Origin of the sequence: Massilia niastensis DSM 21313, from assembly GCF_000382345.1 — a bacterium.
Classification (GTDB): domain Bacteria; phylum Pseudomonadota; class Gammaproteobacteria; order Burkholderiales; family Burkholderiaceae_D; genus Telluria; species Telluria niastensis.
Map to the genome: position 1 here is coordinate 73,962 of NZ_KB908082.1, position 13,609 is coordinate 87,570.

At 67.9% G+C, this 13,609-nt stretch carries 12 protein-coding genes; 6 read left to right on the top strand and 6 right to left on the bottom strand.

Annotated elements, in window-relative coordinates:
• Position 1 precedes the first annotated feature (1 nt).
• From lapB to cysM, 5 genes are all read left to right on the top strand, one after another.
• Positions 2-1,177: a lipopolysaccharide assembly protein LapB gene (gene lapB / locus H162_RS0105840; RefSeq protein ID WP_026354280.1), complete on the top strand. Its 1,176-nt coding sequence runs from the start codon at positions 2-4 to the stop codon at positions 1,175-1,177.
• A gap of 60 nt (positions 1,178-1,237) precedes the next feature.
• Positions 1,238-2,215: a D-glycero-beta-D-manno-heptose-7-phosphate kinase gene (gene rfaE1, locus H162_RS30215; protein WP_020652519.1), complete on the top strand. Its 978-nt coding sequence runs from the start codon at positions 1,238-1,240 to the stop codon at positions 2,213-2,215.
• Between the two features lie 99 nt (positions 2,216-2,314).
• Positions 2,315-2,650, top strand: coding sequence for a ComEA family DNA-binding protein (locus tag H162_RS30220; protein ID WP_020652520.1), 336 nt, complete (start codon positions 2,315-2,317; stop codon positions 2,648-2,650).
• A gap of 109 nt (positions 2,651-2,759) precedes the next feature.
• Entirely contained in the window at positions 2,760-4,136 is a 1,377-nt protein-coding gene (locus tag H162_RS0105855) for a M28 family peptidase (RefSeq protein ID WP_020652521.1), read from the top strand.
• Between the two features lie 115 nt (positions 4,137-4,251).
• Positions 4,252-5,154, top strand: coding sequence for a cysteine synthase CysM (gene cysM, locus H162_RS0105860; RefSeq protein ID WP_020652522.1), 903 nt, complete (start codon positions 4,252-4,254; stop codon positions 5,152-5,154).
• Positions 5,155-5,312: 158 nt separating this feature from the next.
• Here cysM and H162_RS0105865 read toward each other — a convergent pair whose 3' ends face one another.
• From H162_RS0105865 to H162_RS0105885, 5 genes are all read right to left on the bottom strand, one after another.
• Positions 5,313-5,651, bottom strand: a complete 339-nt coding sequence (locus tag H162_RS0105865) for a hypothetical protein (protein ID WP_026354282.1) — start codon at positions 5,649-5,651, stop codon at positions 5,313-5,315.
• A gap of 447 nt (positions 5,652-6,098) precedes the next feature.
• Positions 6,099-7,313, bottom strand: a complete 1,215-nt coding sequence (gene mltB, locus H162_RS0105870) for a lytic murein transglycosylase B (RefSeq protein WP_020652524.1) — start codon at positions 7,311-7,313, stop codon at positions 6,099-6,101.
• On the bottom strand, positions 7,310-9,307 hold the full coding sequence (locus H162_RS0105875; protein WP_020652525.1) for a transglutaminase TgpA family protein: 1,998 nt from the start codon (positions 9,305-9,307) through the stop codon (positions 7,310-7,312). The genes mltB and H162_RS0105875 overlap by 4 nt, the downstream gene beginning before the upstream one ends.
• Positions 9,304-10,296, bottom strand: coding sequence for a DUF58 domain-containing protein (locus H162_RS0105880; RefSeq protein WP_020652526.1), 993 nt, complete (start codon positions 10,294-10,296; stop codon positions 9,304-9,306). The genes H162_RS0105875 and H162_RS0105880 overlap by 4 nt, the downstream gene beginning before the upstream one ends.
• The gene (locus H162_RS0105885; RefSeq protein WP_020652527.1) at positions 10,296-11,216 is read right to left on the bottom strand and encodes an AAA family ATPase; all 921 of its coding nucleotides are present in this window, start codon (positions 11,214-11,216) and stop codon (positions 10,296-10,298) included. Before H162_RS0105885 ends, H162_RS0105880 begins: the two co-directional genes overlap by 1 nt.
• 173 nt (positions 11,217-11,389) lie before the next feature.
• Between H162_RS0105885 and H162_RS0105890 the strand changes: the two genes are divergently transcribed.
• A complete protein-coding gene (locus H162_RS0105890; RefSeq protein ID WP_026354283.1) occupies positions 11,390-12,322 on the top strand; it encodes a histone deacetylase family protein in 933 nt (310 codons plus the stop codon).
• A gap of 18 nt (positions 12,323-12,340) precedes the next feature.
• Here the strand turns inward: H162_RS0105890 and H162_RS0105895 are convergent, their stop codons facing one another.
• Positions 12,341-13,609 (bottom strand): S8 family serine peptidase, encoded by a 1,269-nt coding sequence (locus H162_RS0105895; RefSeq protein ID WP_020652529.1) that lies wholly within the window; start codon positions 13,607-13,609, stop codon positions 12,341-12,343.

The following is a 13,609-nucleotide window of genomic DNA, read 5'->3' on the forward strand; positions in this document are numbered from 1 at the left end:
CATGGAATTTGAACTCTGGATGCTGCTTGGCATCCCCTTCTTTTTCGGCCTCGGCTGGCTCGCCGCGCGGGTCGACATCAATGAACTCGTCTCCGAATCGCGCACCCTGCCGCGCGGTTACTTCAAGGGCCTGAACCACCTGCTCAACGACCAGCCCGACAAGGCCATCGATTCCTTCATCGAGATCGTCAAGCTGGACCCGGAATCGGCCGACATGCACTTCGCGCTGGGTAACCTGTTCCGCCGCCGCGGCGAGACCGAGCGCGCGATCCGCGTCCACCAGAACCTGCTGGCCAGGCCCGACCTGCCGGCCGAGCAGAAGGCGCACGCGCAGTACGAGCTGGGCATCGACTACCTGAAGGCCGGATTGCTGGACCGCGCCGAGGAAACCTTCAACCTGCTGGTCGACACCCCGTTCGCGGTGCAGGCGCGGCGCGCGCTGCTCGAGATCTACCAGCGCGAGAAGGAATGGCGCCGCGCGATCGACGCCGCCGAAGGCCTGCAGGAATCGGGCGCCGGCGCGCGCCAGAAGGAAATCGCCCAGTTCTATTGCGAGCTGGCCCAGGACGCGCTGGTCCACCTGGCCCCGAGCGACGCCATGGCGCTGCTCGAAAAGGCGCTGCAGGCCGACCGCAACGGCGTGCGCGCCACCATCCTGTACGGCGACGCGCTGCTGGCGCAGGGCGACACCGAAGGCGCGCTGAAGGCCTGGCGCCGCGTCGAGCAGCAGAGCGTGCCGCACGTGGCCCTGGTGGCGGGCCGCCTGATGGATGGCTACCGCAAGGTCGGCCGTCCGCAGGAAGGCGTCAACCTGCTGCGTTCCTACCTGGCCGAAGCGTCGTCGATCGACCTGATCGAAGTCGTGTTCAAGGCCGTCATCGAGCTGGACGGCGTGGACGCGGCCAAGCAGCTGGTGATCGAGGAGCTGCGCCGCAATCCGACCCTGCTGGGCCTGGACAAGCTGCTGGAAGCGCGCCTGATGGATGCGCCGGCCCATGTCTGGGAAGAGCTGTCGATGGTGAAGAACCTGGTGCAGCGCTACACCCAGAAGCTGGCGCGCTACCAGTGCAGCTATTGCGGCTTCAAGGCGCGCCAGTTCTACTGGCAGTGCCCGGGCTGCAGCCGCTGGGAGACCTATCCGCCGCGCCGTACCGAAGAACTGAACGTCATGAACTGATGCGCCGCCGGGCCACCGGCCCGGTGCACGCAAGCCCGCGCACGCAACCACGTCCTCGCCATGAATACTCCAATCCCGAGCCGCCTGCTGGCGGCAGACAGCTACCGCCACCAGGCGGCCCCGCAACTGTCCACCGTGCGCCTGCTGGTGGTGGGCGACGTCATGCTCGACCGCTACTGGTTCGGCGACGTCTCGCGCATCTCGCCCGAGGCGCCGGTGCCGGTGGTGCGCATCGAGCGCCGCGAGGAACGCCTCGGCGGCGCCGCCAACGTGGCGCGCAACGCGGCCGCGCTGGGCGCGCATACCGGCCTGCTGGGCGTGGTCGGCGACGACGAGGCGGGCGACCAGGTCGAGCAGCTGCTGCGCGATTCAAGCATCCACAGCTACCTGAAGCGCGACGAGGCGATCTCGACCATCATCAAGCTGCGCGTCATCGGCCGCCAGCAGCAGATGGTGCGCATCGATTTCGAGGACGCCCCGACCGAGAACGTCCTGCGCGACAAGCTGACCCAGTTCAAGGCCTTGCTGCCCGACTACGACGTACTGATCCTGTCCGACTACAACAAGGGCTCGCTGGTCAACGTGGCCGAGATGATCCGCTCCGCGCGCGAGGCCGGCAAGATCGTGCTGGTCGATCCGAAGGGCGACGACTTCACGCCCTACACCGGCGCCACCATCCTGACCCCGAACCGCTCCGAGCTGCAGCGCGTGGTGGGCGGCTGGAAGACCGAGGAACAGCTGGCCGAGAAGGCGCAGCGCCTGCGCGAGGAACTCGGGCTGGATGCGCTGCTGCTGACGCGTTCGGAAGAGGGCATGAGCCTGTTCAGCGCCAACGAGGTGCTGCACGTGCACGCCGATGCGCGCGAGGTGTTCGATGTCTCGGGCGCGGGCGATACCGTGATCGCGACCCTGGCCGCGATGCTGGGCACGGGGGCGACCCTGGCCGAGGCCCTGGCCACCGCCAACCGCGCCGGCGGCATCGTGGTCGGCAAGCTCGGCACCGCGACCGTCACCCGCGAGGAGCTGTTCCCCGGCTGATCCTGGTCAAACCCTCGCCGTCAACGCCGGCGGGAGGGAGCCGTTAGGGCGTGGATGGACGGCGCCGCCGTCCAGCGTACCAACCTACGGAGGGAATACATGATCAAGAAGCTGATGCTTTGCTTTGCCACGCTGGCCTTCACGGCCGGCTTCGCGTTCGCCCAGGTCGACGTCAACAAGGCCGACGCCGCGGCCCTCGACGGGGTGAAGGGCGTGGGACCGGGCATGTCGAAGGCGATCCTGGCGGAGCGCGCCAAGGGCGAGTTCAAGGATTGGCCCGACCTGCAGCAGCGCGTGAAGGGGCTGGGCGACAAGAAGGCCGTCAAGCTGTCGGAGGCAGGGCTGGTGGTCAACGGCAAGGGCAAGGAAGGAGCGGCGCAAGCCAAGCCGGCGAAGGCGGCAAAGCCGGATCCGAAGGCAAAAGCCGCTAGCTGAGTGTTCATGGGATGGGCGGATGTCCGCCCATCCCACGTAATGACTGACATCCGTTCCCATGCATGAGAAGATGCGCAAGTTTGATTGCACATCACCAAGAAAGGTACTCATGCCTCGTTCCCGCATTTCTTCCCGCCTGCTGGCAGCCCTGCTGGCCGCAGCCAGCGCCTCGACCGCCGCCGCTCCGGCAGCCGCCCCCGACATCAGCCGCGAGCAGGCCCAGATCAGGAAGATCGTCGCCGAGATCTCGCCCAAGCGCATCGAAGCCTACGTCCGCAAGCTGGTCGGCTTCGGCACCCGCCACACGATGTCGGACACCGGATCCGAGACCCGCGGCATCGGCGCCGCGCGCCGCTGGATCAAGGCCGAGCTGGAACGCTGCGGCGCCGGCACCCCCCTGCAGGTCGCCTTCGACAGCCACGTGGCCCCGGTCTCGCCGCGCATCTCGCGTCCGACCGAGATCGTCAACGTGGTCGCCACCCTGCCGGGCGCCCAGGATGCCGCGAAGGACCGCTACTACGTGGTCAGCGGCCACTACGACTCGCGCGCCACGGACGTGATGGACGCCACCTCGGAGGCGCCCGGCGCCAACGACGACGCCTCCGGCACCGCCGCCGTCATGGAGCTGGCCTGCGTGATGGCGAAGTACAAGTTCGACGCCAGCCTGGTGTTCATGGCGGTCGCCGCCGAGGAGCAGGGCCTGATCGGCGCACGCCACTGGGCGGTGCAGGCGCGCGAGAAGAACCTGAACGTGGCCGGCATGTTCACCAACGATATCATCGGCAGCTCGCGCGCCGACGACGGCAAGATCGACAACAAGCAGGTGCGCCTGTTCGCCCAGAGTATCCCGGCGACGAAGGAAATGAGCGAGGCCGTGCGCCAGCTGGTTGCCACCGGCGGCGAGAACGACTCGATCTCGCGCCAGCTGGCGCGCCATACCAAGGAGCAGGGCGAGCGCTACGTGAAGGGCTTCAAGGTCTCGGTGATCCAGCGCCACGACCGCTACCTGCGCGGCGGCGACCACATGCCCTTCCTGGAGCAGGGCTATGCCGCGCTGCGCTTCACCGAACCGAACGAGGACTTCGCCCACCAGCACCAGGACCTGCGCACCGAGAACGGCAAGGTGTACGGCGACCTGATCGAGTTCGTCGACTTCGACTACATCGCCAGGGTCGCCAGGGTGAACGGCGCGGCCCTGGCCTCGCTCGCGCTGGCACCGGCCGCACCGCGCGAGGTCAGGCTGCGGACCGACAAGCTGACCAACGACTCGACCCTGGTCTGGCAGCCGAACCCGGAGCCCGATGTCGCCGGCTACCGCATCGTCTGGCGCGACACCACCGCCGCCAACTGGCAGGGCGCCAAGTGGGTCGGCAACGTGACCGAGGCCACCGTCGACCTGTCGAAGGACAATGTGTTCTTCGGCGTGCAGGCGGTCGACAGGGACGGCAACGTCGGCGTCGCCACCTACCCGTCGCCGCAACGCTGAGCTTGCGCAAACGGCATGCAGGCGGCTCCCCGGGGCCTCCTGCATACGCGGCATTGCTTCTCGGATTAGAATGGTGGTTTGAATCCGGCAAAGAATAGAGAAAGCAATGGCATCAATGGCATATAAAACCATCGAAGACACCATCGGTAACACTCCGCTGGTGCGGCTCCAGCGCCTGCCCGGCGCGGATGCAGCGGCGCGTAACAACATCATCCTGGGCAAGCTCGAGGGCAATAACCCCGCCGGCTCGGTGAAGGACCGCGCCGCCATGTCGATGCTGCGCGGCGCCGAGGAGCGCGGCCAGATCCGTCCGGGCGACACGCTGATCGAAGCGACCAGCGGCAACACCGGCATCGCGCTGGCCATGGCCGCCGCGATCCGCGGCTACAAGATGGTGCTCCTGATGCCGGACAACCTGTCGGTCGAGCGCCGCCAGAGCATGGCCGCCTACGGCGCCCAGATCATCCTGACGCCGAAGTCGGGCGGCATGGAGTACGCGCGCGACATGGCCGAACAGATGCAGAGGGATGGCCAGGGGATCATCCTCGACCAGTTCGCCAACCTCGACAACCCGCGCGCCCACTACGAAACCACCGGTCCCGAGATCTGGCGCGACACCGAAGGCCGCATCACCCACTTCGTCAGCGCGATGGGCACGACCGGCACCATCATGGGCGTGTCGCGCTACCTGAAGGAGAAGAACGAGGCGATCCGCATCGTCGGCGCCCAGCCCGAGGAAGGTTCGTCGATTCCCGGCATCCGCAAGTGGCCGGAAGCCTACCTGCCGAAGATCTACGAGCGCGCACGCGTGGACCAGGTCGAGAACGTCAGCCAGGCCGCGGCCGAGCAGATGGCGCGCCGCCTGGCGGCGGAAGAGGGTATCTTCTGCGGGATTTCGGCGGCGGGCGCCTGCGAAGTGGCGTTGCGGATCTCGCAAACCGTGGAGAACGCGACGATCGTGTTCGTCGTCTGCGACCGCGGCGACCGCTACCTGTCGACGGGCGTGTTCCCCGCTTGAGGCAAGCATCCTGCACCGGCCCTGTGGCCGGCGCCCATTCCCCTTGCGCCGGCCGGCGGCTCAACGGGTGACATGCGCGCTACCTGGCGGTGCGCGCATCGCGGCCGGGCGCGCAATGCGCCGGCCGCATCCTGTCCGGGGACAGGAAAGAGTCCTGCTTAGTCGCGCGCAGCCGGAACCGCGCCTTCCTTCGGTTTGAACTGCTTGTCGCTGATGCGGAACTTTGCACGGCGATCGCCCATCAGGTAGCGCAGGTCGCGGATCGACAGGTCGCTCACCTCATGCATGCGGATCAGCAGCGAAGCGCCGACCGGCAGGCGGTGGTGGCGGATTTTCGAAATCACCGGCGGAGCCACTTCCAGGGCGCGCGACAGCGCTGCGTCGTTCTTCAGGCGCAGGTTCTCGATCAGCGTGTCCAGCAGGCGGTTCGGGTTGTATTGCAGCAGTTCGTCGCCTTCCGAATCGCTGTTCATATCAATGCCGACTTGGTTTGTCATGATTCAAATTCCTATATGAGTTGAACGGAGTCGCTGGCGGCCTACCGATTCCGGAAATTTAATTTCGTAATTTTCTATTCAATTGTACAACTATTTCTATTCCGTTACTTGTCAACAATGCGGAATAAATGTCTCGCCACGGGATTGTTGTCTTAATGCAACAATAGCCCCAATGCAATTCTCTCACAAACTCACTGAAAAAATAATTGTTTTTTGTATATTTTATGCTGCAGTGCCGTCAATTTTTTCATGCAATCAAGTATGGCGTATGCTGCCTAGAAAGCAAGAAAAAGGGGGGTATGAGGCGAGAAGAGGTGTTTCCGCTGAGAACGGAGCACAAGAGGAGGGATACCCCTGGGGGGTATGTTGCCGCAGAGCTAAGATTTGCGGCGAGAAAAGGCGGGAAACCAGTTACAAAGACTTACAAAGTTTCCCGCTTGGCAATAATTAAGTCGACCGTGAAAGAAGGACCGCTCGGCCGAGTTCCACGACCGACATCGCATAGAAGTAGCTGCGGTTGTACTTGGTGATCGCGAAGAAGTTGTCGTTGGCGACCCAGTACTCGGTCGGCTCGGCGCCGTTCTGCAGGTCCACCAGGCCGTACAGCGGCCCGGACGGCAGGGAAGCGGCGGTCAGGACGCCGGCGGCGCGCAGTTCTTCCGGCTGCAGGGTGGCGCTCAGGCCGCGGCCAAGCAGGCTTTCCCAGGTGCGGCTCGGCGAGACGTCGGCCGCGAACACGGGCGGACCGCGGTGTTCGGCATTCCAGCCGTGCTGGACCAGGAAGTTGGCGACGCTGCCGATCGCATCCGCGGGCGAGCCGCGCAGGTCGACCTGGCCGTCGCGGTCGAAGTCCACGCCATACTTCAGGATATTCCCGGGCATGAATTGCGGCATCCCGACCGCACCGGCGAAGGAGCCGAGCAGCGACAGCGGCTCCATGCCGCGCTCGCGCGCCAGCACCAGCGTGTTGGCCAGCTCGCTGCGGAAGAAGTCCATGCGCGCGGCCCGGTTCGGGGTATCCGGATAGGCGAAGGCGAGGGTGGTCAGGGTATCCACGACCCGGAAGCGCCCGGTGTCGCGGCCATAGATGGTTTCCACGCCGATGATGCCGACGATGATTTCGGCCGGCACGCCATAGGCGGCCTCGGCGCGCGCCAGCGCCTCGGCATTCTCGTTCCAGAAGCGCACGCCGGCGGCGATGCGGATCGGCTCGATGAAACGCTCGCTGTAGGCCTGCCAGTTCTTCGGCTTGCCCGGCGGCGCCGGCTTGACCAGCTGGACCGCCGAATCGATGAAGCGCACCTGGCCGAACAGCGTCTCGAGGTCGGCGCGTTCGAAACCGTGCTGGGCGACCATCTCGTCGATGAAGCCGCGCACCGGCTGCCATTCCAGGAAGTTGACGTGTTCGCCATCGTAATCGATGGCGGCGGCGGCCGCGGCCGCCGGCAGGACCTTGGCCGCCTTCTTCGCGGCGACGGGTTTTTTCTTGGCGGCTTTCGCGGCCTTCGCGGTTTTCGCGGACTTTGCCGGTTTTGCCTTGGCGCCCGGCCTGGCTTTCGCGTGCGCGGCGCGCGCGTGGGACTCGTTGACGGAGGCCAGCGCAGCGCCTTGGGCTGCGACTGCCAGCGCCAGCGCGGCAAACAGGGGAACTAAGGATTTCATCTGACTTGCGACAATAAGCTCTTCAATGTTGCGGCCAGCCGGGGATCGGCCTGGGGCGGCGCATAGCGCCAGCGACTATACCTGCGCAGGAATTCGGCAGCGGCCTCGCGCGACTGCGGCGCCAGGCGGCTGCTCGCCGCGACCCGGGCCGCGTAAGCGCTCGGCCCCTCGTCCACTGCACGTGCCAGGCCAAGCTGGCCCAGGCGCCTGCATAAAGACCAGTATAGTGCATCGATCGGATTAATTTCCTTGCGGCGAAATAAAATTCCTGCGAGCAGCAACATCAAACAGCAAGCCATTAACACGGCGACAAAGCGCCAGTTGAGCAGGCTGGATTGAATGCTGTGCATCACATTGCGCTGGCGTTCCGGCGAGTAGTTCAGCACCCACTGGTTCCATCCGTTATTGACCGCGGCGAAGGCATTGCGCAGCTGGCCGAACCAGGCAGTGCCGCCGGCGTCGAGCCCGCGGAAGGCGTCGATGCCGAACGGCGCCGGCATCTCGACCGCGGCGCGCAGCCCGCGCTGCACGCGTTCCGGCGCCACCGCGGCGGTCGGGTCGACCCGCACCCAGCCGCGTCCGGCCAGCCACACCTCGGCCCAGGCATGGGCGTCGGACTGGCGCACCGTCATGTAGCCGTCGATCGGATTGAGCTCGCCGCCCTGGTAGCCGGTCACCACGCGCGCCGGCACCCCGGCCGCGCGCATCAGGAACACGAAGGCGCCCGAGTAATGCTCGCAGAAGCCGGACCGGGTGCGGTACAGGAATTCGTCGACCGTGTGGCGGCCCAGCAGCGGCGGCTCGAGCGTGTAGGCGAAGGGCTGCTCGCGGAACAGGCGCAGCACGGCGTCGACGCGGCGCGCCGGTTCCCCTTCGGCGCGCAGCGCCATGCCGGCCTGCAGCGCGCGCGGGTTGAAGCCATAGGGCAGCAGCAGCCAGCGGCCGGCGTCGTCCAGCGTTGCGCCGCGCTGCAGCGCGTAGTCGAGGTGCGCGCGCGCGCGGTAGCGCACCCGTTCGGCCAGCGGGGTGGCGCTGGTCAGTTCGAACTGCGGCGAGACGCGCACCGCGCGGCCCGGCACGTCGGGCAGGCGGCCCGGCATCTCGAGCATGAAGATCCAGCGTCCCTGCGACGGTTCGAGCGTGACTTCATAGTCGACCGCGGCGCCGCCGACCGACAGGCGCATCAGGTCGCGGTCCTGCATGCGGCCGCCGCCGCGGGTCCAGGTCAGGCCGTCGAAGGCGTCGAGCACCGGCCCGCGCCAGTACAGGCGCGCCTGCTCGGGTGCCGGTCCGGTGAAGCGCACGCGGAAGGCCGGGTCGTCCGACATCGCCAGGCTCGACACCAGGCCCGGGGCCATCTGGTCGGACAGGCCGGCGCGTCCGCCGCTGTTGTCCTGTCCGCCCCCGCCCCACAGCGGCCCGTGAATGCGCGGGAACACGACGAACAGGACCAGGGCCAGCGGCGCGGCCAGCAGCAGCATGCGCGCGCTGATCGCCAGGCGCGCTCCCAGCTTCGGCACGCTGCCGGTGAACTGGAACGACAGCTGGGTGGTCAGCAGCGCCAGCACCGAGACCAGCATCAGGAGCGCGGTGACGATGCCCTGCGAATAGAAGAAGTTGGTCAGGACCAGGAAGAAGCACAGGAAGATCACCACGTACAGGTCGCGCCGCGCATGCATTTCCAGCATCTTGAAGGCGACCAGCAGCACCAGCATCGCCACCCCGGCATCGCGCCCGAGCAGCGTGTTGTAGCTGAACTGGACCCCGACCATGGCGGCCGCCGCGATCGGCAGCAGCACCAGGCCCGAGGGCATGCGCCTGCCGCGCAGGGTGATCGCGGCGCGCCAGGCCAGGGTCGCGCCGCACAGCAGCGACACCCACAGCGGCAGGTGGGCCGCATGCGGCGCCAGCACCAGCAGCGCGCTGGCCAGCAGCAGCATGGTGTCGGCCTTGTCGCGCGGCAGCGACCGGAAGGCGGCGCGCGGCGATTTCATGAGGACTCTCCGCTGCCGTACAGGGCCAGCGCGCGCAGGCAGGCCGCCTGGTGGGCCGCGCCGAGCGAGGCGTCGTAGCGCAGCGCCCCGAGGCGGAAGGCATAGGGCAGGGCGCGCTGCTCGGCGTCCAGCACCCAGCGCGTCATGCGCGCCAGGCGCAATTCGAGGTCGAGCCGGGCCGGCAGGGCGTCGAAGTCGAGCACCAGGTCGTCCCCGCCGCCGCCTTCGAAATGCTTGGTGACCAGCTGGCCGCCGAGCGCGGGATCGAGGCGCGCGATCTGGCGCCAGGCCAGCTGGCGCGGCGAGTCGCCGGCCTGGTAGTTGCGCACGCCGGCGAAATCGTCGTTGCCGGCCGCGCGCGCATTGTCGCCCGCGCTGCCCAGCAGCGGCAGCGCGGGGGCGCCGTCCTCGGGGCGCGGGTAGACCAGGGCGCGCATGCCCGGGCGCCAGTAGCTCCAGGCGTGGAACAGCCCGAGCGGAAAGCGGGTGGACAGCTTCACGCGCGCCGGCGCCAGCCAGCCGCGCCTGGAGGTCGGCAGGGTGAGCACCACGCTGGCGTTCGATGCGGGCGCGACGTCGGTCACGTGGCGCGGCTCCGGCAGGTCCGAGAAATCGGCCCAGATGCCGTAGCGCGCCAGGCGCGTGCGGTTGGCGATCTGGAGTTCGAACTGCGCTTCCTGGCCGGCGAACACGGGCGCCACGCGGCCCTGCTGCAGGCGCAGGTGGGCCAGGTTACGGTAGGTGAACACCATGTCGACCAGGGCGCAGGACACCGCGGTGAAGGTCAGCGCGAAGCCCAGGCCCAGCGCGTAGTTCACCGATCCGATCAGGAGCACCAGCAGCAGCGCGGCGAAGCCGATCCCGGCGCGGGTCGGCAGGATGAACACGCGCCGCTGGCTCAGCAGCACCTCGCCGGTGTCGAGCGTCCCCTTGCGCGGCAGCCAGGCGCCGGTGGTGCGGCGCAGCCAGCCTCTGAACGCCACCGCCATCAGACCGCGACGGACTTCTGCAACTGCAGCACCAGGTCGCGGCTGGCCAGCGCGGTGCCGTGCGCCGCCTTCAGCGGCCGCAGGCGGTGCGCGCAGACCGGCACCAGCACGGCCTGGACGTCTTCCGGGATCACGTGGTCGCGCCCTTCGAGGGCGGCCCAGGCGCGTCCCGCCTGCAGCAGCGCGATCGCGGCGCGCGGCGACAGGCCCTCGGCGAACAGGCCGTTCTGGCGCGAGGCCTGGGCCAGCGCCTGCACGTAGCTCACCAGCGCATTCGAGGCGTGGATCTCGCGCAGCGCGCGCCGGGCCGCGGCCAGTTCCGAGGGCTGCATCGCCGGCTGCAGGGTGCGCAGCATCTCGCGCCGGTCCTCGCCCATCAGCAGCGCGCGCTCGGCGGCGGCGTCCGGGTAGCCGAGCGAGAGGCACATCAGGAAGCGGTCCAGCTGCGACTCGGGCAGCGGGAAGGTGCCGACCTGGTTGGCCGGGTTCTGGGTCGCGATCACGAAGAAGGGTTCGGGCAGGGCGCGGGTGACGCCGTCGGCCGTGACCTGGTGTTCCTCCATCGCTTCCAGCAGGCCGGACTGGGTCTTGGGCGTGGCGCGGTTGATCTCGTCGGCCAGCAGCACCTGGGTGAAGATCGGGCCGGGGTGGAACACGAACTCGTTGCGTTCGCGCTCATAGACCGAGATCCCGGCGACGTCGGCCGGCAACAGGTCGCTGGTGAACTGGACCCGGTTGAACTTCAGGCCCAGTGAGATCGCCAGCGCGTGCGCCAGCGTGGTCTTGCCGACCCCGGGCAGGTCCTCGAGCAGCAGGTGGCCGCCGGCCAGCAGGCAGGTGATGGCCAGGCGCACCTGCTGGTCCTTGCCGATCACCACCTGGCTGACCTGGCGCGCGGCGGCATGCAGTTGATTGAACATAGTGAAGGGTTCCGGTGGTTCATCGAGCGTCGGTGGCCATGCCGGGCGAGCCGCCGGCATGGTAGATTAGCGCCATAGACTTGTACCCTGTAGCAACAAGCCTTCCCGAAGATTCTATGCGAGAACGGCGCTGTGGGTGTATATGGATGAGCACTGGCGGAGACAAGAGCAACATGAGCACAGCAATTTACACCCACCCGGACTGCCTGCGTCACGAAATGGGCAGCTGGCACCCGGAGTCCCCGGCGCGCCTGCAGGCGATCGACGACCAGCTGATCCTGGCCCGTCTCGACGGCCTGATCGAGCAGCGCAGCGCGCCGCTGGCGGACACCGCGGACATCCTGCGCAACCACACGCCGGGCATGCTGGCGCTGGTGCGCGACCACGTGCCGGCCGTGCCGGGCGACTACTATCCGCTCGACGGCGATACCTCGCTCTGTCATGACAGCTACCGGGCGGCGCTGCGCGCGGCCGGGGCCGCGGTGGCCGCGACCGACGCCGTGATCGCCGGCGAGATCGACAACGCCTTCTGCTCGGTGCGCCCGCCGGGCCACCACGCGACCCCGACCGAGCCGATGGGCTTCTGCCTGTTCAACAATGTCGCGATCGCGGCGCTGCATGCGCTCGAGGTGCACGGGCTGGAGCGGGTGGCGATCATCGATTTCGACGTCCACCACGGCAACGGCACCGCCGACTCTTTCCGCAACGACCCGCGCGTGCTGATGGCGAGCTTCTTCCAGCATCCGTTCTATCCGTACAGCGACCCGGAGCCGATCACGGCCACCAGCGTGAACGTTCCGGTGCCGGCGTGCAGCAACGGCGAGGCGGTGCGCAAGCTGGTGCAGGAGCACTGGCTGCCGGCGCTGCATGCGTTCAAGCCGCAGATGATCTTCGTCTCGGCCGGCTTCGACGGGCACCGCGACGACGACATGGGCGGGATCGGGCTGGTCGAGGCCGACTATGCGTGGATCACGCGCCAGGTGATGGAGGTGGCCAGGCAGTATGCGAACGGGCGCATCGTCAGCTGCCTCGAGGGAGGGTATGCCTTGTCGGCGCTGGGGCGCAGCGTGGTGGCGCACCTGAAGGTGCTGGCGGAGCTGGAGTAGCGCCCTGCGCGTGCCTGCTCACCGGCGGCGCCGGGCGCGTTCGATCAGTTCCTGGGCCATGCGCCCGATTTCCGGCGACATCCCGCGGCCCGCAACGAGGCGATTCTTGGCCAGCAAGGCGGAAGCGGAGACGAAAGGGGCGGCGAACGACGTGCCGTAGGTCCCGTCCGTGAACACGCCTTGCCCGCCGGTTTCGTCCGGATCGTCTCCTCCGAACGCCGCCACCGAGAACAAATCGCAATTCGGGCCGTCCGGGATGCTCGAGTAGCGCGCCCTTTCCCGGCGGCTGTTTTCGGCAACGGCGAACAGCAGCGTCTCGACGTCCTCGGTCAGCCAGCGCGAGTTCGGCGCCTGTCCCGAGTTGCCGGCCGCCATGACGGTCAGGGTGCATGGCGCGCTGCTGCCGGCCAGGCGGATGACCAGGGGTAACAAGCTCGACAGGAGGGTGGGCGCCGGGACGCGCTGCCTGCAATGGGGGCAGACGAACCAGTCGTTTCGAAGCGCGACGCTGAGGTTGACGACGTCGGGCGCCTCGCGCACGACGATATCTCCCAGCGCCCGTGCGATCGTGAGCGCCGTCAGGTGCGCCGGTTCGGCGGGAAGGCGGCCGACAGTGAGCGCCACCGCTCTTGGCAGGATGCGGTCGAGGATGCTCGCGACGCGCGTCCCATGGCCCGAGGCATCGGAGCGCTCCGCGTCGCGCAGCAGCCGGCCGGCGTTCGCATAATCGAGGAAGCGGATTGGCCGATGCCCTGTGTAGTCGCTCGACAGCCCGCTGTCCAGGATGGCCACCTTGTGCGCCTGCGGCGACGGACCGAGCCGGTTCCTGAGCAGGGTACGAATGGCGCTCGCCTCGCGTGTGGCGAACGGGGACAGGCGCAGCGTATCGGCCAGGAGCGCCGTCCTGGCCGGCGCCGGAAGCGGGTGCCTGGTGCCAGCCGCTTCGGACCGGTGGTCGAACAGCCCGGACAGGCGGGCGCCGAGCCGGCCGAATACCGATTCGGCCGACAGCGGAAGCAGGTGGTTCACATCGACGGCCGCCTCCCTGCTCTCGATATACCTGGCAAGGCGGGCGCTCATGCGGCTCACCGCATGGATCTCGAGGCCGGGCTCGGTGCGCAGGACGACGGTCGCGAGCCGGGCCAGTTTGCTGTCGGACTTTGTGCCGGCATCTTCGCTGACCAGGGGCTCCACCGGTCCCAGCTCTCCAGGGAGATCCCTGCCGATTTCCTGCAGGGCGTAGGCTGGACCGATCGCCACCGCCTGGCCGGGAACGAAGCTGCACAT

What these genes read in the sequence shown, in the direction of transcription:
- rfaE1 (WP_020652519.1), top strand. Translation starts at nt 1,238, where the DNA reads ATGAATACTCCAATCCCGAGCCGCCTGCTGGCGGCAGACAGCTACCGC.
- H162_RS0105865 (WP_026354282.1), bottom strand. Translation starts at nt 5,651, where the DNA reads ATGACAAACCAAGTCGGCATTGATATGAACAGCGATTCGGAAGGCGAC.
- H162_RS0105855 (WP_020652521.1), top strand. Translation starts at nt 2,760, where the DNA reads ATGCCTCGTTCCCGCATTTCTTCCCGCCTGCTGGCAGCCCTGCTGGCC.
- H162_RS30220 (WP_020652520.1), top strand. Translation starts at nt 2,315, where the DNA reads ATGATCAAGAAGCTGATGCTTTGCTTTGCCACGCTGGCCTTCACGGCC.
- lapB (WP_026354280.1), top strand. Translation starts at nt 2, where the DNA reads ATGGAATTTGAACTCTGGATGCTGCTTGGCATCCCCTTCTTTTTCGGC.
- cysM (WP_020652522.1), top strand. Translation starts at nt 4,252, where the DNA reads ATGGCATATAAAACCATCGAAGACACCATCGGTAACACTCCGCTGGTG.
- H162_RS0105885 (WP_020652527.1), bottom strand. Translation starts at nt 11,216, where the DNA reads ATGTTCAATCAACTGCATGCCGCCGCGCGCCAGGTCAGCCAGGTGGTG.
- H162_RS0105875 (WP_020652525.1), bottom strand. Translation starts at nt 9,307, where the DNA reads ATGAAATCGCCGCGCGCCGCCTTCCGGTCGCTGCCGCGCGACAAGGCC.
- mltB (WP_020652524.1), bottom strand. Translation starts at nt 7,313, where the DNA reads ATGAAATCCTTAGTTCCCCTGTTTGCCGCGCTGGCGCTGGCAGTCGCA.
- H162_RS0105890 (WP_026354283.1), top strand. Translation starts at nt 11,390, where the DNA reads ATGAGCACAGCAATTTACACCCACCCGGACTGCCTGCGTCACGAAATG.
- H162_RS0105880 (WP_020652526.1), bottom strand. Translation starts at nt 10,296, where the DNA reads ATGGCGGTGGCGTTCAGAGGCTGGCTGCGCCGCACCACCGGCGCCTGG.
- H162_RS0105895 (WP_020652529.1), bottom strand. Translation starts at nt 13,609, where the DNA reads ATGTGCAGCTTCGTTCCCGGCCAGGCGGTGGCGATCGGTCCAGCCTAC.